A 22260-nucleotide genomic window follows, 5' to 3' on the forward strand; every position below is an offset into this window, starting at 1 on the left:
CCCCGTGATCACTTACGTTGCGCTCGCTTTCGGCGCAGCGGTCGTCCTCGCGCTCGGCTGCGCGGTGGCATCGGCGATCTACCGCCGCCCGCAGCGCGGCGTGCTGTTGCTCGCAGCATTCGTGCCGCTGCACGGCCTTCTGGTTCTGGTGCCCCTGCCAGGGGTGGTGTCCGGCTGGAAGGAAGGCCTGGTCGTCTTCACGGTTCTGTGCGCGTGGTTACGCCGACCGCGACACGTCCGTGGCTCGATGCCTCGGGTCTTCATGCCGTGGTGGCCCGCCGCTGCTGTCTTCGTCGTGTTCGGCAGCGTGTCTGCGTTCGCCACCTTCGGAATTGTCGGCGTGTTCGGCATCAAGGTGACCTTCTTCTACATTCTGCTGGTGGTCGTCATGTGGCTCGCGCCGTTCGACGCCACGGACCGAGACCACCTCGTCTCCGTTCTCATGGGCATGGGCGTGTTCACGTCGGCGGTCGGCATCGCGCAACTTCTGGCCGGGCCGGCCGCACTGGTGTCGCTGGGTTACGAATACGGCACTCAGGTCCGCACATCGGGCGGGCTACTGCGCACGTTCAGTACGTTCAACCTGCCGTTCCCGTTCGGGTTGTACGTGATGTTGGCGTTGCTGGTCGGCGGTGCGGTGGCGCTGGCCGATCCGCGTCGACGGCGAAACATGTTGTTTCTGTGGGCGACTCCGATGATGGTGGTCGCCATGTCGAGTTCGATCGTGCGCGGAGCCATTCTGGGGCTCGGAGTGGGGGCGATCTACCTGATCGCGGTCCGCTTCCGCTATCTCGCCGCCCCCCTGGCGGTGGCCGCGGTCGCGGTGGCCGCGGCTGTTCCGTTCGTCCCCAACATCACATCGGTGTTCTTCTCGTCGAGCAGCCTCGGTCAGCGCGGTGACGGATGGGCCAACATCATCGCCAGCATCCTGATTCACCCGTTCGGGACGGGGCTGGGATCGAGTGGGTCTGCGGCAGACCGCATTTCCACCGCCGAGGGTGTCGCGTTCACGCAATCGGGGCTCTCGACCAACTACCAGCCCGACAACTACTACGTGAAGGCACTGCTCGAACTCGGACCGATCGGCCTGTGGGCAGTGGTCGCCTTGCTCGTGACGTCGCTGCTGTGGTGCACCCGCCTGTCCCGGGCGCTACCGGGCAACGACGGTGCGCTCGCCCTTGGCGTCGGCGCTTCCATCGTCGCAGCGATGTTCGCCAGCCTCGTCTCGACGTATTTCGAGATCTTTCCGATCGATGTCTATTTCTGGCTCTTGTTAGGAGTGGTGGGATGCGCAGCAGCGCAACACGAATCGTCTTCGGGGCGCTCGCCCTCAGGCCGGGAGGAAGCGGAGTACAGACCTACATTCGCGAGCTCCTGAACGAGCTCCCCCAGTGCCTACCCGATGCCGATCTCGCCGCGTCCGTGCAACGCGACGCCGTGGGTGAGCTCCCGCCCTCGGTCACGGCGTTGGAACGGCCTGTCACCAGCGGTGCGGCTCGTGCAGTGCTCGGTGCCCTCCCCGTCGGTCGTTGCGATGTGGTGCACGGCCTGGACGTCGACCTACCGTTTCTGACCAAGGCCTTCACGGTTGCCACGGTGCACGACCTGTCGGTCATCGACATGCCGTCGGCCTCCAGTCGGTTTCGCGCGTTGGGCGAACAGAGACTGGTACGGCGCGCACTGCGCCGCGCAGATCTGCTCATTGCGGTCTCACAGTTCACCGCCGATCGAATCAAGGCGGTCAGCGGCCGCGACGCCACGGTGGTCGGTCTGGCACCCGCAGCGTGGGCCGCTGTCCCCACCGACAGCCGGATAGATCTGGTTCGGCGCAAGTACGACTTGCCGGACCGTTTCGTGATGCAGGTCGGAACGGTGGAGCCCCGCAAGAACGTTCAGCTCGTGGCCGACGCAGCGGAGAGTCTCGGAATACCGTGTCTGCTGGCCGGGGCCGGCTCCACCGGTCCCCACGCACCTCGCAATTCCCGGGGGCTCGGGTACGTCGATGTCGAGGATCTGCCCGGCCTCTACGCTGCCGCGACAGTCACTGCGTACGCCTCTCGGTACGAGGGCTACGGGCTTCCGCCTGTGGAGGCGATGGCGTCGGGCGGCGCGGTCGTCGCCAGTGCCGTCGGTGCCCTCCCAGACGTCGTCGGCGACGGCGCCGTTCTCGTCGAGTCCGAGAACGTGGACGACTGGGTACAGGCGATGAAACCACTCGCTTTCGACGGGGACGCGCGCGCAGCTCTTCTCGACGCGGCAGCCGTAGCCACCCGCGAGGTCAGCTGGCGTAGAACGGCGGAGCTCACCGCCGACGCGTATCGAGCCGCGGGCATCGTCTGATGGCCGAGGAGCTCGCGCTCGACGGCACCGAGCAGCCACCGGACTATCGCGCGATCGCAGCGGATCCGAAAGCCGCGGCCAGAGCGACGATTGCCGTTCTGATCAGCAGAGTGATCATCGCGACGCTGGGATGGGTGGGCAGCGTCGTCGTCGCGAGGTCCCTCGGACCGGACGAATGGGGCCAGTTCAGCTTCGTCTTCGCGCTGCTCGGCTTGATGTCCGTCGTGACCGATCTGGGGGTCGGACGCGTCGTGCTGGCGAAATTGATGGACGACGATTCCGAGGAAATCGGTCGAACGGCGTCGGCGTTCCTGGCGCTCCGAACCGTGCTCGGTTTGGTGGGGTACGTACTGGCCGTCGCATACGTTCTGCTGCTGCAATATCCGAGCGAGGTGGTCCTCGCGACGGTGGTCGGCGGACTGGTGGTCGTGTTCGCAACCCCGGGTCACGCCCTGAGCGTGCTCTTTCAGAGCCGTCACCGCCTGGTACTCGTGGCCGTTGCCGAAAGCGCCGGGCAAGCAATCCAATTGGCGTTGACCGTGCTGGCCGCCGTGCTGGCCCCCACCCTGCTGATCTTCGTTCTCCCGGCCGTGGCCAACGAAGTGTTCAAGTTGGTGACCAAGGGTTTCGGCATCGGCAACCGTTCCATGGGCCTGCGACCGTCGCGGCACATCGACATTCGTCGCTGGGGGCCCTACCTGAAAGAGGCCGTGCCACTCGCGATCGGCTTCGCCCTCACCATCGCCATGCTCAAGATCGACATGCTGATGCTCAGCCTGCTCGACACGTTCGAAGCCGTGGGACTGTATTCCATCGGCTACAAATTCTCGGACATGATCGACACCTTCGTGTTGGCGGCAGTCGCACCGATCAGCACCTTGCTCGTCGCGTCGTGGCCCCACGACACCACCGCATTTCGCGCACGCTCGCGTTCGGCCGCACTGCTGTTCGCACTCTTCGGCGCAATGGCTGTCGCGGCGTTCGTACCGTCGGCCGAGCCGTTGATCGGGCTGCTGTACGGCGAACGGTTCGTCGACGGAGCTCACGCAGCCCGATTACTCGTCATAGGCGCGGCGCTGATGTCGTTGGTGATGCTGGGAATCTTCCTGCTCGCGTCGGCCGGAATGCAGCGACACTACCCCGTGGTGGCACTGGTCGGTCTGGCCCTGAACGTCGGGTTGAATCTGTTCCTGATCCCGCGGATGTCGTACGACGGAGCCGCTGTTTCCACCGTCGTGACGATCGGCACCACTCTCGTTCTGCTGTGGATCGTGATCGCGCGAAGCATGCCCATATCCGGACTGCTTCCCGTGCAATCCATTTCGGTGATACTGGTGGTCACCGCAGCCACTACGGTCGGCGGCTGGTTCCTGGTGCAGCACTATCCGGGCCTGTGGCTGCTCGTCTCGGTTGCGGCAGCCTTGCTGGTCGCACTCTTGCTGTACGTGTTCGTCGCCATCGGACTCGTCGAGTCACCGCTTCCGGGACCGGCCGAGAAAGGACGTCACCGTGCGCGTTCCGAATGACCATCGACACAACGGACACATCGCCCGATTCGGACCCCGCGCTGCGGAGTCGAAGTCGGGTTTCACGAAGGTAGAAGACCGTTGTGCCCGTTCTTCGAATGTTGTTGATGTGCAGTTTCATTCACGAGCGGCACGGCTACGCGAACGGCATACGAGCCCGGCTATCATCGAGCCTGTCGGCTCCACGAATCTCCGAAGCGGTACGTCCGCTCGCATCGACGACGGAAGGGTACACGGTTGATGTCCGTCCACGATGCCGTACACCGGGGCGACGTGCCCCCACCTATCGACCTCGCGGGACACATGCGAGAACTCGGCCGGGCACTGCTGCCCGCAGTGATCGTTGCTGTGCTGGTGGGTGCGGGCGTGTTCTACCTCAGGAGCGAACTCACCGACAAGCAGTACGCCGCGTCGGTCATTGCCGAGATCGAACCGGCCCAAAGCCTCGTTCCCGGTGACGCGTTCATCGAGCAGATGCGCGCACCGTTCGTGGAATTGGCGACCGATCGCAGCGTGCTCGATCAGGTCCTCACACAGGTCGACTCCGGACTGAACGCTGCCGAGCTGGCGTCGAGCGTAGAACTCTCCCCCGGTACTTCACCTGCACTGCTGACCGTCACGGTGACGACCCGTTCTCCTGAGCTCGCCGCAGATCTGGCTCGCGCGATGGTGTCGACGATGGCAAGTACCAGCACTGCCAACGCGATTCGTGACTCGCGAGAGCGAACCGACGAAGCGCAGTCCGCGATCGACGCGCAACAGGCGCGAGTGGACGCTCTGCCCGCCGACGACCCGAGCCGGCCCGCATCCGTGTCGGAACTGGCCGAACTGCGCACCCGCCTGAGCGAGTTGGAGGCCACTGCGGGCGGAGACCGACTGGTCGTGCTGTCGAACCCCGACCAGAGCACCACACCGGTGTCACCCAAACCGGTCTCGGAGGCACTCGTCGCCGGGCTCGCCGCACTGATCGTTGCAGCCGAACTGATCGTGTTGCTGCGAGGACGTCTCGGACGCAAGCCCTCTCGGTCCTGGGCTCGTCGGGTGTCTCGCAAATACGGAGCGAAATTCGACCCGACGGCGAGCGACACCATGCCGCCCGCCGTGGCCGCGCGGATCGCAGCACTCGAACGCGGCGATAGACCTGTCTCCAGGGGTGCTCGGCACGCTGCGCCCAAGGGCGACAACGTGATCGTCCTGTTGGTCGGCGAGGGCGCTGTGACGGCCTCGACTCACGATCCGGATCGGACAGGCGAACGTCCTCGGGTCACCGAAGAATTCGGGTTGTCGGAGCAGTGGTGGCAGCACACCGACGTGGGCGACGTCGAGACCGTCGTGGTGTTGGTGTCGACACGTGGGCGCGACAAGAAGGCGGCAACTGCCGCGCTGCGGCAGCTCGACGAGTTCGACATTCCCGTGCATCTGGTCCTGCAGAGCAAGAACTCGACCCGACGGGTGGAACAGACCGCGCAGACGATCGCACCGGAAGGCCAACGCCATGCCAGCTGACAGAATTGCCGTCGTACACGAAAGATTCACCGAGATCGCCGGATCCGAGCACGTCATCGAACAGCTCGCGCTGCACTGGCCTGCGGCCGAGGTGTTCGCGCCCATCTCTCGGCCCGCCGGGGTTCCGTCGGGAATCGGCCGGGAGCCGCACACGACCGCCCTCAATCGTGTGTACAACGCGTTGGGCCAACGGTCGTACGCACCCGTTCTGCCGATGATGCCGCTCGCCTTTCGGCGCATGCCGCTCGACGGTTTCGATGCAGTCGTGGTGAGTCACCACGCATTCGCCACTCAAGCCGTGTTCGCCACCGACTCCCCGGTGATCGCCTACGTACACAGCCCGGCACGATGGGCCTGGGACCCCGAACTACGCGCAGGCGAAGGTGGCGGACGAGCAGGAGCAGCGATACTGACGGCACTGTCGGCCGTTGCCCGTCGATGCGAGATCGCTGCCGCCCCGAAACTGAACACCGTGGTGGCCAATTCGACTGCAGTCGCACGTCGCATCGAGGATTGGTGGGGCCGTGACGACGCAGTGGTGGTCCATCCGCCCGTCGACACCGAGGGCTTCGTTCCCGATCCGTCCGTCGAGCGAGAGAACTTCTTCCTCCTCGCCGGACGCCTCGTTCCCTACAAGCGGCCCGATATCGCAGTCCGGGCCGCTGCCGAGGCCGACGTTCCGCTCGTGGTGGCCGGAGACGGACGAGCAATGGACGCCTGCCGTGCACTCGCCGGTCCGAAAACGACCTTCCTGGGCCGAGTTTCACACGAGAAACTCCTCGAACTGCACCGAACGACGCGGGCCCTGTTGATGCCGGGAGTGGAGGACTTCGGCATCGTCCCCGTCGAGTCCATGGCCTGCGGGACTCCCGTGATTGCGCTGGGCGACGGCGGTGCCATGGACTCGGTCGTACCGGGAAAGACCGGAGTGCATGTGCCACCGGGGTCGGACGAGGAAGTCGTCGCCGGATTCGCCGACGCCATGCGCTCGTTCGCTCCCGGAGACTTCGACCGCAGAGAGATTCGCACGTGGGCAGAGGGTTTCTCGAGGGCCCAGTTCCGCAGTCGTATGCAGGAGGTAGTCGATGCGGTCCGCTGAACGCCGATATCGTTCGACCGCACTGGACCGAGTCTTCGCCGACACCCGGATAGTGACTGCCGTCGGCCCCGTTCGTGGCCTGGACATCGAGCGCACACGCGCAACGCTGCGCGCCGCCGAACGTGTCGCCCGGACACCCCACGTTGCGCTCGAACCGCGGTCGGATACACGACAATGGCGCTACCGCAGCGACATCGCCGGAGACAATGTCACGGCCGGCACCGGAGCCACCGACGATCTGGGCCGTATGCTCACCGACATTCGACGGCGAGACGGTGCGAGAGGACCGCTCGAGGTGATCGTGTTCGAGGACCATCTCGCTGTCGACTACTCGCACGGAATCGGCGACGGCCAGATCGGCGTCATGATGCTGGCGGCTTTCTCCGACGACGCCGATGGGACCCTGGTTCCCGCGCTCGCGACAGGATTACCGGCCAGCGCAACGTGGAAAGCGCTGTGGCGTCACTATTCTCGACATCCGAAGACATTGGCGGACTTCTGGAAGTTGCGCGGTCGCCACCGAGCCGAGGCCGACGGCGATTCTGCTCCACGTCGCAGAATCGAGAACTGGGAGTCCGCGAAAGTCAGCCGCGCCGGGTACATGAACCGAACCCGAGTGGACGAACTCAAGCACTGGACGGCCGAGTACATGCCGGGAGCGACCGCCGCGTCGATCTCGACGGCGCTGTGGAGCGCAGCGCTGCGGGCCGAGGGCGTCGACATCGATGATCACATCATGGTGTTGTTCAACAGCAGGCGTTATCTCGATCCGGCGCAGCAGAGTTCGCACGGGAACTTTGTCGTCGGCATTCCGCTTCACCTCCCGTCGGGCACGACACCCGTCGGTATCACTGCGGCAATGCGCGAGGTGATCGAATCGGGATGGCCGATAGCGGTGTTGGGAATGTCGCTACTGCGCGATGCTGCGACGCGATTTCGGTCTTCCGCTCGCGCGCAGACCGATTCGGTCGTCGAGGTTCCCGAGACCTTGAGGTTGGCCGTCAGCGACCTCGGGCGACTGCGCGTCTTCGACCACCTCGATTGGGCCGACGACGGCAGGCCGCCGCAGATGGCGGCATCACTCGAGCCCGACGGCCCGGATGGCTGCACCATGCTCATTGCCGAGATTGCGGGTGGGCGGACCTACACGGCATCGTTCTGCAGCAAGATGATCGACGTCGGTGTGGTGGACGCAGCACTGCGGCGCATGTGCGATGACCCCGTCTTGTTACTCCGAGATGCTTTCTGACACAGGAACGGGGCTCGATCATGACCGCTGGATCGACGGTGTTGTTCCTGGCCCACACCGGGCAGGTCTCCGGTGCCGAAAAGGTGCTTCTGGATCTGATCGACGAGGCCGAGCGCCGCGGCTACGACACTGTGATCGCCTGTCCCTCCGGCCCCCTGACCGACCGAGTGCCCACGGCGACGCGACACATCCCCATCGGCGAGCTGGGGCTCGGTGGTGAACGAGGAGCCGCCCGAGGCGTCGCAGCGGCACGCATGTCGGCGCGGTGGGTCACCGCAGCCCGCGCGGTGCGTACGGTTGCCCGGGCGCCGGGCACCGTCACCGTCGTGAACTCACTCTTCGCGCTCCCGGTCGCGCGGTTGGCCCGTCCTCCTCGCGGTGCGTCGTGGCTCGTCCACGACACCATGACCTCTGCCAAACAGCGCGTGGTGGTGCGGTTCGCACGGTCGGCCGTTCGCGTCGCAGTCTCGGTATCGGAAGCCACCGCTGTACCCCTGCGCGCGGCCGGACTCCCGGTCGTGGTGTCACACAACGGAGTTCCATGGCCGGTTCCGCGTTTCGGCGGTGAGCTGCACGCCCCGCCGGTCGTCGGCATACTTGCCCTCCTCACGCCGTGGAAGGGCCATCGAGTTCTGCTCGACGCCGTGGCCACACTCCCCGAGATCCGTGTCGAACTCGCCGGCGGCAGCTTCCCCGGTGATCGTGACTACGTCGCAGAACTTCACGAGCGAGCGTCTCGATCGGACCTCGCGGGTCGTGTCGAGTTCCTCGGGCACACGGACGCGAAATCGGCGCTACAGAGATGGGACGTGGTCGTTTCCTCGAGCACGTCGCCGGAGGCGGGTCCGTTGTCGGTGCTCGAAGCGATGTCATACGGGCTGCCGGTGATCGGAACCGACCACGGCGGCACCCACGAGTTCCTCGCCGACGGTGCAGGAATTCTCGTCGAACCCGGCAACGTAGCAGCCCTTGCCGCAGCCATTTCCACGGTCATCGGCGATTCGAACCGACGACGCGCACTCGGGGACACTGCGAGACACCGTGTTGCCAGCCGCCACGACATCGGCCGGACACTGCCCGAACTTCTGGACCGTCTCACCGACTGACAGACCGCCCGACCGCGCGTATTCGGTTAGGAAATCGAACGAAGCCGACCCCCGGCCCCGACGGCTGTGTTTGAATCGGGGCCCGATGGGAACGATGGGGGCTGATATGACTCGCGCCGTGACGAGATCCAACGAGCATTATCAATGGTGTATCGGCGTGATGACCAGCCTCGCGTTGACCACCGCCGTCAAACGCATCGTCTCCGCTGCAGCCCTGGCCATGGCTGTGGTCGTGACCCTCGAGCTCGCATTCGGCTACGGAGCCACGACGTCGATCCCCTCGATCGTGCAGTGGACGTGCATGATCGCCGCGTACATCATGGGCGCGTTCTGGTGGTTCGGTCCATGGCCGACGCTCGGGCAGGCGTTCGCCTTCGTCGTCATCGCCAACTTCGCAATTTTCGGTGCCACCATCACGGCAGATTTCGCACCCGAGGTCACGCTCGGCAAATGCGCGTTCCTCATCCCGATCGGCATGCTGGTCGGCTTCTTCTTCGACAAGTGGCGGCTGGCCACCCACATTGCTCTCTGCCTGCTCGGCACCACTGTTGTCGCGGTCTACATCGTCGTCGAGCGCGGTGTGGATACGTTCGTGGCAGTGGTTCTGTGGGCTCCGATCGTCATCTCCTTCACCGGCTTCGCCCTGCTGCTGCAGGCAACCACCCAATCCATGCGTCTGGAGTTCGAGTAACCGACATGCGAACCTTCTCCCTCCCCCACACCGGGACCGAAGTCTCGAGCATCGTGCTGGGGTTCATGCGCATCACCGATCTGGACGACGACCGGATCAGGAGATTGGTGGCCACCGCGCTCGACGTGGGCGTGACGGTGTTCGACCACGCCGACATCTACGGCGGGTCACCGCACACGTGCGAGAAACGATTCGGCGATGCGGTGACGTTGACCCCGTCGCAGCGCGAGCGCATCAGCATCCAGAGCAAGGTGGGCATTCGCGAGGGCTGGTTCGACTTCTCCAAGGACCACATCGTCACCACGGTCGAGGCGTCACTCGGAGCCCTCGGCGTCGATCACCTGGACACCCTTCTGTTGCATCGGCCGGACACCCTCGTCGAGCCGGAGGAGGTCGCAGCAGCGTTCGACGACCTGCACGCGTCGGGCAAGGTCTTGGGCTTCGGCGTCTCCAATCACACACCCGGACAGATCGAGTTGCTGAAAACGGCTGTCGATCAACCGATTCTGTTCGATCAAGTTCAGCTGAGCATCGTGCACTCGCCGTTGATCGCGGCGGGCCTGACCGCCAACATGGGCACCGAGGACCAGTCGATCGACCGCGACAACGGTCTACTTGACTACGCACGAACGCGCGGCATCACCTTGCAGGCGTGGTCACCGTTCCAGAGCGGGACGCCGTCCGGCGTGTTCGTGGGCGACCGCGAGAACTACCCGGATCTGAACGTGGCACTGGACGAGATCGCCGACGTCTACGGGTCGACGCCGTCGGCGGTGGCAACGGCCTGGATCACCAGGCACCCGGCCGATATCCAGGTCGTGCTCGGTACCACCAGTCCTGATCGAGTCGTCGAAGCCGCCGGGGGTTCGGACCTACGGCTGACCAGGCAGGAGTGGTACCGCCTGTTCCGGACGGCGGGCCACACACTGCCCTGAACGACGCTCAGCTGCGTCACATCCGCCGTTACCTCATCGTTACCGACTAGCTATCGGTCCGTGATGATCAGGCCTCGATTCGGTGACGTTGCGCTGTCAGGATTGCCGCACGGCATGCACTGGAACCTGTAGCCCTCGGGTTCCACCCCGTGCACGTCGGTCGTTAGGCCATCCGAACTGAGAGGTTCGCACCGTGACTGTCACCGACCGCTTCGATTCTCGCCTCGCACATGTCGGGCGCGGCAACGCTCATTACTTCATCGGCACCGAGCTTTACTCCCCTCGTCTGACTGTCGTCCGCGCGACGGGCGATCTCGACCATGGGTCTCGTGCCGATCTGGCGCAGGCGATCGATGAGGCCCTGCGCGGCGAATCGGTTGTGCTGCTCGACTTGTCGGCAGTGACGTTCATGTACACGGGGTCTGCGTCCGTGGTCCTCGACGCTGTAGCCCGCAGCGCTGGCCGCCTCGAGGTCTTCGCTCCGACGCGGCCCGCGCGCATCGTTCTCGACGCACTGGGCGCGGCGACAATCGGGGCGGATCCGCGCGCTGCCTGACCGGTGGAGGTTTGCGGTCCGGCCGATTCGGCAAACCCGAGGAGGACAGCGACTCCGGACGGCACATGTGCCGCGAGTCGTCTCCACGGAATCGAAGCGGCTCGTTCGACTTGCCGCGTGGAGCATTTCACGCACACCGAGGCAAGGATCGACAATGTCCGACCAGTTCAGCAAATCCGACCCCACCAGCGCGTTTCCGATGCCCGATCGGGCCGAACAGGGTCGTCTCGAGCACCCCGGACTGACCCGCGACATGGTCACCGCTCCCGATCACGGCGAGGATTCCTACCGTGGATCGGATCGCCTGCACGGCCGTAAAGCATTGATCACCGGCGGCGACTCGGGTATCGGCCGTGCCGTTGCGCTGGCATTCGCGCGCGAGGGTGCCGATGTCGTCATCGCACACCTCGAATCCGAAGGTCCGGACGCGCAGACCACTGTCGACCTCATCGAGGGATCAGGCCGCGCAGGTAGAGCCATCGCCTGTGATCTCACCGACGAGTCGCAGTGCGTGCAATTGGTCGACACCGCGTCCGAGGTTCTCGGCGGGCTCGACATCGTCGTCAACAACGCCGCGTTTCAGATGGCGCAGATGGGCGGCATCGCAGACATCACCACCGAGCAGTTCGATCGCGTACTCAAGACCAACTTGTACGCCCTGTTCTGGATCTCGAAACGCGCTGCCGAAATCATGGACGCGGGTTCCACCATCATCAACACCACCTCGATCCAGGCATCGAATCCCTCTCCCGAGTTGATGGACTACGCCACCACCAAGGCCGGAATCGTGGCGTTCACCAAGGGTCTCGCCGGCGATCTCGCCGAACGCGGAATTCGCGTCAATGCCGTTGCACCCGGGCCTATTTGGACGCCGCTGATCCCGGCCACGATGCCGGCGGAGAAGTACGAGAAGTTCGGCGAGACCGTCCCGCTGGGACGACCGGGTCAACCCGCCGAGCTGGCACCGGCTTATGTCTTCCTGGCATCGAACGAATCGAGCTACATCACCGGCGAGACCATCGCGGTCACCGGCGGCACGCCGTTCAACTGATCTTGTCGCCCTCTGCGGTGTCGCGCCACGCAAGTAGCACACCGTTTCCCTCGGGTCGTCGCCACGGTAGGAACAATGCGACGGCAAGCGCACATGCCACAGCGGCACCGACGGTCACGAACGACGCGAGCTGAAAGCCCTCCAGCGAGGCCGCTTTCATCGCGTGGATCAGGTCAGCCTTCTGCGTCGCGAAGATCGGGTCGGTGGGCGCTTTCACGATTTCGATGACGCTGACGACCGTTTCGCGAGCGAACGCCTTTTGGTAAGGCTCCATTATCGCGTCGGGTATCGCGTCGATCTTCGGACTCACCTGTGAGGTGTAGATCGACGCGACGATCGATCCGAGCACGGCAACTCCGAGCGTTCCGCCGACCTCTCGGGTGGTGTCGTTCACCGCGGAGCCCGCACCTGCTTCGTCGAGCGTCACCGAGGACATGATCGACTCGGTGGCAGGGCCCTGCACGATCGCCAAGCCGAGGCCCATCAGCACCATCGAGACGAGAACCGGCCCCAGATAGGGCGTTTCGACCTCCACCTGACCTGCGATGAACATCCCGATGCTCATCACCATCAGCCCGAAAACGATCACCGCCGTGGTTCCGATGCGTTGCGCAATGATCGTCGCCAGCGGCGCACCGATGGCGATGGATACGGCGAAGGGCAGTGAGTGAACGCCGAACTGCAGTGGGGTCAACTCCATCACACCCTGGAAGTACTGGGTGATCATGAACAGGAAGCCGAACATACCGAAGTACGCCACGGCAATGGCCAAGGCGGGCAGTGAGAATCGCCGGTTCCGAAACAGGTTCAGGTCCAGTACCGGAGACGGTGTCCGCAGCTCCCACCAGACGAACGCGACGATGGCTGCCGATCCTGCCAGGTAGGCTCCGATGCTCGTTGCAGACAGCCAACCGTTGTGTGGCGCTTCGATGATCGCCCAGACCAGCACGGTGATGCCGGCCAACGACAGCGCGATACCCAGGGGGTCGTACTTGCCGACGTGCTCTGCTCTGGACTCCGGTACGCACGCCAGCGCGGCCACCAGAACGAGCAGTGCCACAGGAACATTGATCCAGAACACCGAGTGCCACGAGAAGTGCTCGAGCAGAAACCCACCGGCAGTCGGGCCGATTGCGATGGCAAAGCCCGCCATGGCAGTCCAGGCCGCAATGGCCAGCGCTCGCTCCTTGGCATCGGTGAAGATGTTGATGATCAGGGCGAGTGTCGCCGGAAACACTGCGGCCGCACACACTCCCATGGCCGCTCGCGCCGCGATCACCTGTCCCAGATCGGCGGCGACAGCGCCGCCGATCGACATCACAGCGATGCCCGCCAGTCCGAAAATCATGACCTTCTTGCGGCCGTAGCGATCGCCGAGGTGACCGAACGCCAACAGCAGTCCGGCGAACGTCAGTGTGTATGCGTCGACGACCCACTGCAGGCCGCTCATATCGGCACGTAGCTGCAGTCCCATCGAGGGCAGCGCGACGTTGACGACGGTGTTGTCCAAGACGACGAGCAGCTCGGCTGCGCAGATCACGATCAGCGCGAGGTATCGCCGACGGAACTGCGGCAACTTCACTGGCTGACTGGAGGTGGTGGGTGACGACATCGGAATCCCTTCGACTATGACGGTCGGCATAGTTCCTGAAGGGAAGTTAGCTGTAACTAGTAGTTATAGCAACATCGCCCGGCTCCTCCCGGTCGACGTCAGCGGCCCGCCGAGGCCTCCAGAACCGCCTCGAGCAGCGCCGACAACTCCCCCTCGGTCCGATCCAGAGCCGTGGTCGAGCGCTGCGCCTTGGCCATGATCAGCGCACCTTCGATGGCCGCGATCGCAAAGGTCGCCAACGCGTACGACCGCTCGCGAGTCAAGCCGCGCTGCCACAGGGACGCCGCGATCACGTCCTCCCAGGACGAGAAGGACTCACCCGCCGCGGCAACGGCCTGCGGCGCATGCAGCCCCTCGAGCGCGGCCGGCGCGACGGGACACCCCGCCTCGAAATCCGTGGCCAGCAGTTCGCTGCGGAATCCCTCGAGAATGGCCCGTACGGTCGCCGACGGACCGGCCGACGCCAGGCCGGCCGAGATCATCGCGCTCATCTCGGCTCCCGCAGTACGCGTCGCCTCTTCCACCAGCTGAGGCTTGCCGCGGGGAAAGTGGTGATAGATCGAGCCACGGGGAGCGCCCGCGTGATCGATGACGTCGGCCAGCGAGGTGGCGTCGACGCCGCGTCGACGAAACAGCTGGGCAGCGCTGCGCAGCATGTCGTCCCGAGCACTGCTTCGATTCGTCATCCGAACCCCTCCCACGGACGCCACAATGATTGACGTGACGTCTCGTTACACCTACAGTCGTTCTGTAGCTATGTTGTCCATCATAGCTGGAGCCGCAGTCCCGGAACCGGAGCAACGCATGTCCCCTGACACCGACGTGATCGACCTGAGCAGCCCGCTCACCCTCGCCTGCGGGCAGATCCTGCCGAATCGTGTGATGAAGGCAGCGCTCAGCGAAGGACTGTCCACCGCCGAGCACGGCCCGGACTCCCGCCTCGAAACGCTGTACCGCCAGTGGGGCGCCGGCGGCTACGGCCTGGTGGTGACCGGCAACGTGATGGTCGATCGGTCCCATCTCGGCGAACCGGGCAATGTCGTCATCGAGGACGACCGAGACCGTGATGCGCTGGCCCGTTGGGCGAAAGCGACGTCCGACGGCGGTGCCCCCATCTGGATGCAGCTCAATCACCCCGGCCGGCAGGCCAATCCGATCGTCACTCGCACCAAGCCCGTTGCACCGTCCGCCATCGCCCCCAACATTCCGGGCATCCCGGCACCTCGCGCGTTGAGCGAGAACGAGATTCACGACATCATCGGCCGATTCGCCACTGCGGCGGCCGTGGCCGAGACGGCCGGTTTCGACGGCGTCCAGATCCACGGCGCGCACGGCTACCTGGTTTCGCAGTTCCTCTCCCCTCTGTCGAACAGGCGCGACGACGCCTGGGGCGGCGACCTCGACGGACGCATGCGGTTCGTGATCGAAGTCGTCCGCGCAATCAGAGCGGCGGTGTCGCCGAGTTTCGCGGTGGGAATCAAGCTGAACTCGGCGGACTTCCAACGCGGCGGGTTCAGCGAGGAAGAATCACGCATCACCGTCGAGCATCTCGTTCGGGAATCGATAGATCTGATCGAAATCAGCGGTGGCAGTTACGAATCACCCGCGATGATGGGCACCGCGAGCACCCGCGATCGGGAGGCGTACTTCCTGGAGTACGCGCGGACCGTGCGCGACGCGGCCGGAACAGTGCCATTGGCGGTCACCGGCGGCTTCCGTACCCGCTCGGTCATGAGCACGGCAGTGCAATCGGGTGAGTGCGACATGGTCGGTCTCGGCCGTCCGACCGCCCTCGCCCCGGCCGTCGCGACATCACTGGTCGACGGCACAGTCGATCGAGTCGAATCGCCGCGCGTGGCTCTGCGCGTCCCGTCGAAGTCCAGCGCGTTCAAGCAGATCAACGGCGCTCTCGATCTGCAGTGGCACACCGACCAGTTGCAGCTCATCGGCGCTGGGCGGCAGCCGAATTCGAGCCGCCCGGCATGGAAGACTGCGGCCACGATGCTGCAGCGCAACGGCTGGGACGCGTTCCGTAATCGTCGAGGCTCCGCTCGGGTGGACACCTCTGCTGCCGTGACGAAGTTTCGCCGCGAGCGCTTGATCGGAAAGTATGTCGCCAATCCCATCGTGAACGGATTGACGTCGCTGGGAGTGACGACCTCCCTGGTGACCGACCTCGAGACCATAGGACGCAAGACCGGGCTCGCCCGTCGCGTGCCGGTGTCGGCGGCATTCGACGATTCCGGTGCGTGGCTGGTGTCGCAGCACGGCACCAGGTCCGGTTGGGGCGCAAACATCACAGACGAGCCCAGAATCCGAATTCGCGTGGGCAACCGATGGCGCACCGGCACAGCCACATTCGTTCCCGATGACGATGTCGTCGTCAGAGCGCGGTCGTTCTCCGGCAATCCCGTCCTCGGACGCATCATCGGAGCCGGCTTCCGAGCGCTCCAGACCGATCCGATCTCGGTCCGCATCGAGTTCGACGACTGACCGGTTCTTCACTTCCGACTTAGGTTTGCTTTACTTAACTAGTGAAGACTCTCCCCCTCGCGCCCGTAACCGTTGCCGCATTTGTTGCCGTATCCCTGATCACGTCGTGCAGTTCCGCTGCCGAACCGGCGGACGACGCGGCAGGCCGACCGGTCACCACACAGTTCGGGACGATCGTGGTGCCGGAACGGATCGACTCGGTGGTTGTGATCGACGGCCGACGCGATCTCGACATCGCGCTGGCCTTCGACCTACCCATAGTCGGGATGCCGGTGGAAACCGAGGCTCCGCCGGAGATGGCCGGGCCGCTGACCGAACCGACTCGGATGTTGCTCGCCGACGGCGTGCCGGAGCTGTATCCCCGCAACACGGTCGACCTCGAGGCGGTCGCGCGAGTCGCGCCGGATCTGATCATCGGGCGCGACGAAGTGGTCGAGGAGATATACGGCCGGCTCAGCGACATCGCACCGGTGCTGCCGGTGGGGTCCACCGGCAGCGGTGTCAGCTGGCAACAGGACGTGACCACGGTAGGTGATGCAGTGAACCTGCAGGACCGAGCGGCAACGATCGTGGCCGAGTACGACTCTCGCGTCGACGAGCTCATCGTGCGGCATGCCGACGCGATCGCGAACACCGCGGTCCTGCCGATCAGTACGTCCGAGGACGGTGGAATTTCGGTGGGCAGGCAACGAGTGCCGTCCATCGTGCTCGGAGACGTGGGAGCCCGGTTCGCCTCCGCTTGGAACGACGCCGATCCCGAAATCGAGTACGGCCCCGAGAATGTCACTGCCGCATCCGACGCGGTGGCCATGATTGCCGCCATCACGTCCGAGCAGGATCTGCAGGCGATGAACGCCAACCCGCTCTGGACCGGATTGCCGGCGGTGCGCACCGACCGCATCGTCCGGACCGACAAGTTCACCAACGACGGCGGCCCGCTGACCGCGCTGTGGACCCTCGGCCTGGTGGAGAAGCTCTACGCCCCGAGTTGACCGAGATGCATAATCGGTCGATGGCACCTACCCCCACAGGAACGTTGCGCAGCACCGACACAGGCGTCGCTCTCGAGCTGACCAGAACCATCTCGGCTCCGCGTGAGGACGTGTGGGCACGCCTCACCGAATCGTCCTGGACGGCACAGTGGTTCGGTCCGTGGGAGCGGATCTCGCACAACACCATTCGCGTCACGATGGCATTCGAGGAGGATGCGCCGGCGTCGAACATGATCATCGACGCGTGTGAGCCGCCGGGCCTCCTGGCGGTGCGGATGACCAGCGAAGTCGAATGGCCACTCGAGGTCCGTCTGACCGAGACAGGCCCTGCGACCGTTCTCGTGCTTGTGCACAGCTGCACGAGCACGGACGGTCTGGGCGGCATCGGACCGGGGTGGGAGTACTACCTCGACATGTTCGTCGCCGCCGGAAACGGCGACCCGCACCCGAGTTTCGACGATTACTACCCATCACAGCAGGAGTACTACTCATCTCTTCGCCCGCGGTGAATCAGTGCTTGCGTAACGCGTCGATCAGCTCTTCCTTGTTCAGCTTGGAATAGCCCTCGAGACCCAATTCCTTGGCTCGCTCGGTCAATTCGTCGACCGTCCAGTCCTCGTAGGATCCGGATTCTCCACCCTTCCTACCGATCTGATCTCGCCCTTTCTTCGCGGCGGCGTTCGAGATGCGGGCGGCCTTCTCCTTCGAGTTGCCTTCCTCGCGGAGCCTGTCGTACAGGCCCTGGTCCTTCAGCTGTGGCTGGTCTTCGGTTTCGCTCTTCTTCGCCGGCATCGGAACTTCCTTTCATTGGTTAGTGTCGAAGCGCTACCCGGTCTGCACGGCGACAAACCTCGCTCGACGTCGCGGATCGGGTGTGTGTTTCGAGTTCCATCGGGTAAGCGATGGGGATGCATTCGGATCGACCGCAATCGGTAAGCCGAGACACCACCGGCAACGACGAAACCACCGACGCAGACGACGCGCCGCTCTCGGTGGGGGTGGTCAGTGACGACGGCTTCGCGGCGACGGTGGCGTCTGCCATTGTCGCCAAGTTGCCCGATCACGCGAAAATCGACGGGCAGCGGCGAGAGATCCGCGTGTCCCGAGCATCGGTGCCACTCCCGCCCACCGCAACCGGTGCGGCCCCGCTGGGACAGTGGCTCGCGTCGGTGAAGGCGGACGCCGACTACGACATCGTGTTGTGTGTGTCGGAGGTTCCTCGCCGTCTCGGGTCGCGTCCGGTGATCGCCGAGACCCGTGACGGTACGACCGGCGCGCTGTACGTGCCCTCCTTCGGAACGCTGGCAGTTCGACGACGTGCCGTCTCGGCTGCACTGGCCGTGTTGCACGAGTTGATCGAAGCCGACGATTCGTCGCGACCACCGCGGAGGTACTTCGAGTCTCGCTGGGCTTCCAGTGATTCCGAGGAGGGCGACGAGGTGCTGCTGACGTCGAGCATCTTCGGTCGAATCAGGTTGGTGTCGGGGATGATTCGATGCAATCGTCCGTGGCGATTGGTTCCGACGTTGTCGGGCGCACTCGCTGCCGCGAGCGCGGCGTCCGCCTTCGGCGTGTTCTATGCCAGCATCTGGCAGATGGCAGCGTCGATGAGCCTCGGCCGACTGGCCATGATCGGGCTCACCGCAGTGATCGCCATGACCGTCTGGGTCATCTTTCCCAACGGCCTGTGGGAGAGGCGATCGTTCCGAAGTTCCACGATCGACCGCTGGATGTACAACGCAGCCACCGTGGGAACCGTTCTGACCGGCGCTCTCTGTATGTACGCGCTGTTGTTCGCCGTGGTGCTGGGCTCGGCGGCGGTCGTGATCTCACCGGAATTCCTGGCAATGCAGATCGGTCGTACCGCGACTCTGGGCGACTACTTCTCCCTCGCGTGGCTCGCTGCGTCGCTGGGAACGGTGGCCGGTGCAGTCGGGTCGTCGGTTGCAGATCGCGAGGACATTCTCGGTGCCACCTACGGTCATCGCGAGTTGATTCGTCGTCGGTCGGCCACCTCCTCGTCCTGAAAATCGCCACGTGGTTCGCGTTGTGAGCTAGAACAAGAAAAACTGGGTACGTTCGGGATATGCCATACCTTGATCGCGTTGCGGACGTGTTCGTGCTGAACCTCGGAACTCGGGGCGTCGAAGACAGCGAAAATCGCATGAGCCCCGACTGGGTTGCCGAGATCAATGCACTGCTCGACGAGGTGGAGTCCTCCTCCGGCCCGGCTGCCCTGGTCACGACGGCAACCGGCAAGTTCTTCTCCACCGGCGTGGATCTGTCGTGGGGTGCCGACAACCTCGATCAGATCAATCGGTTCATCGGCACCGTGCAGGAGATGCTGGTGCGCTTCCTGACGTTCCCGATGCAGACCGTCGCCGCCATGCAGGGTCACACCTACGGCGGTGCCGCGTTCTTCGTGATGGCACACGACCACCGCATCATGCGTTCCGATCGCGGCTTCCTGTGCTTTCCCGGCGTCAACATCGGTGCGACCTACAGCCCCGGAACCGTCGACATGGTGCGAGCGAGGTTGGCCCCGCACGCCTTTCACGAGGCGCTCACCACCGGACGTCGCTACGGCGGTGGCGACGCCATGGCGCTCGGTCTGGTCGACGCCGTCTCGACGCAGGAGCGTGTGCGCGACGACGCCATCGCCCGCGCAGCCGCGTTGGCCGGTAACCGCGGTGAGGTACTGGGCGAGATCAAACGCACCATGTACGCCGGTGAGGTCCGTTCCCTGCTGACCACTGTCGCAGGCGTCGACGAAATGGAATGGGCCTCGAACTAGGTGACGCCGTCAATGCACCACCAGGACGGGACATTCGGCGTGATGCACCAAGTTCTGGCTCACTGATCCCAGTATCGCTGCTGTGAAGCGATTTCGACCGCGACTGCCCACTACCAATACCTGGGAAGTAGCGGAGATCGATCGAAGTTCGTGTGCCGCCGATGCACCGACGGACACTGCTCGAACCGGCACCGACGGATACTTGTCTCGGTAGGTGTCGACGTTGGCCTGCAACCACTTTCGTTCCGCCTCGCGAAGGTGCTTCCAGTCGACCGAGGTGCCGTAGTCGAGTTGGTCGGTTTCGTGCACGGCACCCACATGAACGGCGAGAAGCTCTGCACCCAGGATGCTCGCCAGCTCGAATGCTGCCGACAGTGCACGCTTGGACGGCTCTGATCCATCGACCCCCACCGCGACAGGGGCGGGCTCGGCCCCGGAGTCGTCGCGACGCTCGTGCCATACCAGCACCGGGCAGGTCGCGGCGTTGACGATTGCCGTCGTCGAGTACCCGAAGACGATGTCGCGCAACGGCCCCGACTCGCACGCGCCCACGACGAGCATCGCCGCGTCCGCGGAGAGTGCCTTCGCCATACCTGCAGCCGACAGCTCGGACACCTCCGATTCGACCGTCACATGGGGATCGACTCCGTGCACTACGTCGACGGCGCGGGCGAGTACGCCTTCACCCTCTTGCCGCAGCCGCGTCGGGAAGTCGGTGGTGTTCAGCTCGGCGGCGACGGCCGCACTCCACTCGTCTTTCGGTGCACCGTGTACGAGGTGCACCGATGTCGATGCCGCCCGAGCGAAATGCGCCGCCCATTCGGCCACCCCCTTGTCCGTGGGCGAGCCGTCGACCACGACCGCGAGCGGTCCGTCGAATGTGGTTGCCGCGATCGTGTGGTCCATCGTTCCTCCGTTGGCCGAAGACGGTTTCTACGTCGTCTCCCACGATCGCTGTCGCAGCGACGCGCCACTAGGGCCTTTGGCCACAGGTTTCTCGGGTATTTCGGGTCGAGGCCGCTACGCCCCGGCAACCAGGGGCGCCACTTCGGTGCCGAGCAGCTCGATGCCGCGCAGCAGGTCGCTGTGGGCCAGCCGCGGATTGGTCATCTGCAACGACAGTCGGTCCACGCCGCCCAGTTGTTCGCTCACTCGCAGAATCTTGTCGGCCACCGTCTTCGGATCTCCCATGAAGAACGCACCGTTGGGACCGGCGGTGGCGTCGAACTGCTGCCGGCTGGGCCGAGCGAATCCACGCTCCCGAGAGATCTTGGTGAACATCTCGTTCCAGCCGGGGTAGATGGTGTCTGCTGCGGCCGTCGTGGTCTCGGCAACGAATCCGAACACGTGCAGGCCCACCTTCAGCTGCTCCGGCGGATGGCCCGCCTGCGCTCCGGCGCGACGGTAGAGGTCGACGAGCGGGGCGAACTGTCGTGGTTCTCCGCCGATGATGGCGATCATCAGTGGGAGCCCCAGAAGCCCTGCGCGAGCGAAGGACTCGGGCGTCCCACCGACCCCGATCCAGATCGGCAGCGGATCCTGCAGCGGACGTGGGTAGATGCCCTGACGGTTCAGCGCCGGGCGGTGCCGACCGGACCAGGTCACCTCGACGTTGTCACGGATCTGCAGCAGGAGGTCGAGCTTCTCGGCGAACAGCGAGTCGTAATCGGCCAGGTCGAGACCGAACAGCGGGAACGACTCGGTGAAGGATCCGCGTCCCACGACGAGATCGATCCGGCCCTTGGAGATCAGATCGAGGGTGGCGAACTCCTGGAAGACCCGGACCGGATCGTCGGCGCTGAGCACTTTGACTGCGCTGCCGAGCCGAATGTTCTCGGTCCGCGCGGCTGCTGCAGCGAGAATGATCGACGGAGCCGAGTCGTAGTACTCGCTGCGGTGGTGCTCGCCGATACCGAACGAGTAGAGCCCGACCTGATCTGCGAGGGCGATCTCTTCCAGTAGGTGACCCATTCGCTCCTCGGGAGCGATCACCCGACCGTCGGTCGGGTCGGTCACGGAAGAGACGAAACTGTCTACGCCCAGATGCATGGTGGGACCTTTCGATTCGGGATGGTCGACTCCAACAGCATCGGTGAAGATTCAATTATTCCGATGGGTGTCGAGTTGGCAGCTACTCGCCCCATCGTTTGAGCTCGTCCGCCGCGTAGTACATCTGCTGTGATGCGCCGAAACGAACGAGCAACTGCTGCTTGTCCTCGTAGAACCAGACCACGGTTCCGTACATACCTGCCATGGGCCCACTCAGCGGTGTGACTCCGTCGCCCACCTCGAATCCATACATACGTGCAC

General features: G+C 64.7%; 22 protein-coding genes. 16 read left to right on the top strand and 6 right to left on the bottom strand.

Features of this window, described 5'->3' with window-relative positions; all coding sequences use genetic code 11:
- Nucleotides 1–4 precede the first annotated feature (4 nt).
- The 11 genes from R3P93_RS09010 to R3P93_RS09060 all read left to right on the top strand — a co-directional run bounded on the left by R3P93_RS09010 (nt 5) and on the right by R3P93_RS09060 (nt 12059).
- Nucleotides 5–1378 carry an O-antigen ligase family protein gene (locus R3P93_RS09010; RefSeq protein ID WP_317532827.1) on the top strand — a complete coding sequence of 458 codons (1374 nt, stop codon included), beginning with the start codon at nt 5–7 and terminating at the stop codon, nt 1376–1378.
- Nucleotides 1288–2340 carry a glycosyltransferase family 4 protein gene (locus R3P93_RS09015; protein ID WP_317532828.1) on the top strand — a complete coding sequence of 351 codons (1053 nt, stop codon included), beginning with the start codon at nt 1288–1290 and terminating at the stop codon, nt 2338–2340. Before R3P93_RS09010 ends, R3P93_RS09015 begins: the two co-directional genes overlap by 91 nt.
- On the top strand, nt 2340–3866 hold the full coding sequence (locus R3P93_RS09020) for a flippase (RefSeq protein WP_317532829.1): 1527 nt from the start codon (nt 2340–2342) through the stop codon (nt 3864–3866). Before R3P93_RS09015 ends, R3P93_RS09020 begins: the two co-directional genes overlap by 1 nt.
- 240 nt (nt 3867–4106) lie before the next feature.
- A complete protein-coding gene (locus R3P93_RS09025) occupies nt 4107–5372 on the top strand; it encodes a YveK family protein (RefSeq protein WP_317532830.1) in 1266 nt (421 codons plus the stop codon).
- Entirely contained in the window at nt 5362–6471 is a 1110-nt protein-coding gene (locus tag R3P93_RS09030) for a glycosyltransferase (RefSeq protein WP_269595842.1), read from the top strand. The genes R3P93_RS09025 and R3P93_RS09030 overlap by 11 nt, the downstream gene beginning before the upstream one ends.
- A complete protein-coding gene (locus R3P93_RS09035) occupies nt 6458–7720 on the top strand; it encodes a hypothetical protein (protein ID WP_317532831.1) in 1263 nt (420 codons plus the stop codon). Before R3P93_RS09030 ends, R3P93_RS09035 begins: the two co-directional genes overlap by 14 nt.
- Nucleotides 7721–7740: 20 nt before the next feature.
- Nucleotides 7741–8826: a glycosyltransferase family 4 protein gene (locus R3P93_RS09040; protein WP_317532832.1), complete on the top strand. Its 1086-nt coding sequence runs from the start codon at nt 7741–7743 to the stop codon at nt 8824–8826.
- 160 nt (nt 8827–8986) lie between these two features.
- Nucleotides 8987–9517 (top strand): giguanylate cyclase, encoded by a 531-nt coding sequence (locus R3P93_RS09045; RefSeq protein ID WP_317532878.1) that lies wholly within the window; start codon nt 8987–8989, stop codon nt 9515–9517.
- Nucleotides 9518–9522: 5 nt separating this feature from the next.
- A complete protein-coding gene (locus R3P93_RS09050) occupies nt 9523–10452 on the top strand; it encodes an aldo/keto reductase (RefSeq protein ID WP_317532833.1) in 930 nt (309 codons plus the stop codon).
- Between the two features lie 193 nt (nt 10453–10645).
- A complete protein-coding gene (locus R3P93_RS09055; RefSeq protein WP_317532834.1) occupies nt 10646–11008 on the top strand; it encodes an STAS domain-containing protein in 363 nt (120 codons plus the stop codon).
- Between the two features lie 154 nt (nt 11009–11162).
- Complete coding sequence (locus tag R3P93_RS09060; RefSeq protein WP_317532835.1) at nt 11163–12059, top strand: SDR family oxidoreductase; 897 nt, start codon at nt 11163–11165, stop codon at nt 12057–12059.
- On the opposite strand, the gene R3P93_RS09065 is transcribed toward R3P93_RS09060, so the two are convergent.
- Nucleotides 12052–13671 (bottom strand): MFS transporter, encoded by a 1620-nt coding sequence (locus R3P93_RS09065; RefSeq protein WP_317532836.1) that lies wholly within the window; start codon nt 13669–13671, stop codon nt 12052–12054. The two genes, R3P93_RS09060 and R3P93_RS09065, sit on opposite strands and share 8 nt — an antisense overlap.
- A 98-nt stretch (nt 13672–13769) precedes the next feature.
- Complete coding sequence (locus tag R3P93_RS09070; RefSeq protein WP_283347862.1) at nt 13770–14357, bottom strand: TetR/AcrR family transcriptional regulator; 588 nt, start codon at nt 14355–14357, stop codon at nt 13770–13772.
- Between the two features lie 118 nt (nt 14358–14475).
- Here R3P93_RS09070 and R3P93_RS09075 point away from each other — a divergent pair, with 118 nt between their 5' ends.
- Genes R3P93_RS09075 through R3P93_RS09085 form a run of 3 tightly spaced genes read left to right on the top strand, consistent with a single transcriptional unit; the run spans nt 14476 to nt 17665 of the window.
- Nucleotides 14476–16164: a nitroreductase family deazaflavin-dependent oxidoreductase gene (locus R3P93_RS09075; protein ID WP_317532837.1), complete on the top strand. Its 1689-nt coding sequence runs from the start codon at nt 14476–14478 to the stop codon at nt 16162–16164.
- Nucleotides 16165–16205: 41 nt separating this feature from the next.
- Nucleotides 16206–17156 (top strand): ABC transporter substrate-binding protein, encoded by a 951-nt coding sequence (locus tag R3P93_RS09080; RefSeq protein WP_317532838.1) that lies wholly within the window; start codon nt 16206–16208, stop codon nt 17154–17156.
- Nucleotides 17157–17176: 20 nt separating this feature from the next.
- Nucleotides 17177–17665 carry an SRPBCC domain-containing protein gene (locus tag R3P93_RS09085; RefSeq protein WP_317532839.1) on the top strand — a complete coding sequence of 163 codons (489 nt, stop codon included), beginning with the start codon at nt 17177–17179 and terminating at the stop codon, nt 17663–17665.
- Nucleotide 17666: 1 nt separating this feature from the next.
- On the opposite strand, the gene R3P93_RS09090 is transcribed toward R3P93_RS09085, so the two are convergent.
- Nucleotides 17667–17948: a Rho termination factor N-terminal domain-containing protein gene (locus R3P93_RS09090; RefSeq protein ID WP_149406310.1), complete on the bottom strand. Its 282-nt coding sequence runs from the start codon at nt 17946–17948 to the stop codon at nt 17667–17669.
- 116 nt (nt 17949–18064) lie between these two features.
- Here R3P93_RS09090 and R3P93_RS09095 point away from each other — a divergent pair, with 116 nt between their 5' ends.
- Together R3P93_RS09095 and R3P93_RS09100 are read left to right on the top strand one after the other, a co-directional pair.
- Complete coding sequence (locus tag R3P93_RS09095) at nt 18065–19183, top strand: hypothetical protein (RefSeq protein WP_317532840.1); 1119 nt, start codon at nt 18065–18067, stop codon at nt 19181–19183.
- Between the two features lie 59 nt (nt 19184–19242).
- Nucleotides 19243–19950: an enoyl-CoA hydratase-related protein gene (locus tag R3P93_RS09100; protein ID WP_317532841.1), complete on the top strand. Its 708-nt coding sequence runs from the start codon at nt 19243–19245 to the stop codon at nt 19948–19950.
- A gap of 9 nt (nt 19951–19959) precedes the next feature.
- On the opposite strand, the gene R3P93_RS09105 is transcribed toward R3P93_RS09100, so the two are convergent.
- The 3 genes from R3P93_RS09105 to R3P93_RS09115 all read right to left on the bottom strand — a co-directional run bounded on the left by R3P93_RS09105 (nt 19960) and on the right by R3P93_RS09115 (nt 22252).
- Nucleotides 19960–20856 carry a universal stress protein gene (locus tag R3P93_RS09105; protein ID WP_317532842.1) on the bottom strand — a complete coding sequence of 299 codons (897 nt, stop codon included), beginning with the start codon at nt 20854–20856 and terminating at the stop codon, nt 19960–19962.
- A gap of 114 nt (nt 20857–20970) precedes the next feature.
- A complete protein-coding gene (locus R3P93_RS09110) occupies nt 20971–21999 on the bottom strand; it encodes an LLM class flavin-dependent oxidoreductase (protein ID WP_317532843.1) in 1029 nt (342 codons plus the stop codon).
- Nucleotides 22000–22081: 82 nt separating this feature from the next.
- Nucleotides 22082–22252 (bottom strand): KOW domain-containing RNA-binding protein, encoded by a 171-nt coding sequence (locus R3P93_RS09115; protein ID WP_156516187.1) that lies wholly within the window; start codon nt 22250–22252, stop codon nt 22082–22084.
- Between the last annotated feature and the right edge of the window lie 8 nt (nt 22253–22260).

Origin of the sequence: Rhodococcus cerastii (genome assembly GCF_033042195.1) — a bacterium.
GTDB lineage: Bacteria > Actinomycetota > Actinomycetes > Mycobacteriales > Mycobacteriaceae > Rhodococcoides.

Excerpts from the sequence above, each read along its gene's own strand:
- R3P93_RS09085 (WP_317532839.1), top strand. The coding sequence starts at position 17,177 with ATGGCACCTACCCCCACAGGAACGTTGCGCAGCACCGACACAGGCGTC.
- R3P93_RS09025 (WP_317532830.1), top strand. The coding sequence starts at position 4,107 with ATGTCCGTCCACGATGCCGTACACCGGGGCGACGTGCCCCCACCTATC.
- R3P93_RS09095 (WP_317532840.1), top strand. The coding sequence starts at position 18,065 with ATGCATTCGGATCGACCGCAATCGGTAAGCCGAGACACCACCGGCAAC.
- R3P93_RS09075 (WP_317532837.1), top strand. The coding sequence starts at position 14,476 with ATGTCCCCTGACACCGACGTGATCGACCTGAGCAGCCCGCTCACCCTC.
- R3P93_RS09065 (WP_317532836.1), bottom strand. The coding sequence starts at position 13,671 with ATGTCGTCACCCACCACCTCCAGTCAGCCAGTGAAGTTGCCGCAGTTC.
- R3P93_RS09045 (WP_317532878.1), top strand. The coding sequence starts at position 8,987 with ATGACCAGCCTCGCGTTGACCACCGCCGTCAAACGCATCGTCTCCGCT.
- R3P93_RS09090 (WP_149406310.1), bottom strand. The coding sequence starts at position 17,948 with ATGCCGGCGAAGAAGAGCGAAACCGAAGACCAGCCACAGCTGAAGGAC.
- R3P93_RS09035 (WP_317532831.1), top strand. The coding sequence starts at position 6,458 with ATGCGGTCCGCTGAACGCCGATATCGTTCGACCGCACTGGACCGAGTC.
- R3P93_RS09030 (WP_269595842.1), top strand. The coding sequence starts at position 5,362 with ATGCCAGCTGACAGAATTGCCGTCGTACACGAAAGATTCACCGAGATC.
- R3P93_RS09050 (WP_317532833.1), top strand. The coding sequence starts at position 9,523 with ATGCGAACCTTCTCCCTCCCCCACACCGGGACCGAAGTCTCGAGCATC.
- R3P93_RS09110 (WP_317532843.1), bottom strand. The coding sequence starts at position 21,999 with ATGCATCTGGGCGTAGACAGTTTCGTCTCTTCCGTGACCGACCCGACC.
- R3P93_RS09115 (WP_156516187.1), bottom strand. The coding sequence starts at position 22,252 with ATGTATGGATTCGAGGTGGGCGACGGAGTCACACCGCTGAGTGGGCCC.
- R3P93_RS09070 (WP_283347862.1), bottom strand. The coding sequence starts at position 14,357 with ATGACGAATCGAAGCAGTGCTCGGGACGACATGCTGCGCAGCGCTGCC.
- R3P93_RS09060 (WP_317532835.1), top strand. The coding sequence starts at position 11,163 with ATGTCCGACCAGTTCAGCAAATCCGACCCCACCAGCGCGTTTCCGATG.
- R3P93_RS09020 (WP_317532829.1), top strand. The coding sequence starts at position 2,340 with ATGGCCGAGGAGCTCGCGCTCGACGGCACCGAGCAGCCACCGGACTAT.
- R3P93_RS09100 (WP_317532841.1), top strand. The coding sequence starts at position 19,243 with ATGCCATACCTTGATCGCGTTGCGGACGTGTTCGTGCTGAACCTCGGA.
- R3P93_RS09015 (WP_317532828.1), top strand. The coding sequence starts at position 1,288 with ATGCGCAGCAGCGCAACACGAATCGTCTTCGGGGCGCTCGCCCTCAGG.
- R3P93_RS09040 (WP_317532832.1), top strand. The coding sequence starts at position 7,741 with ATGACCGCTGGATCGACGGTGTTGTTCCTGGCCCACACCGGGCAGGTC.
- R3P93_RS09105 (WP_317532842.1), bottom strand. The coding sequence starts at position 20,856 with ATGGACCACACGATCGCGGCAACCACATTCGACGGACCGCTCGCGGTC.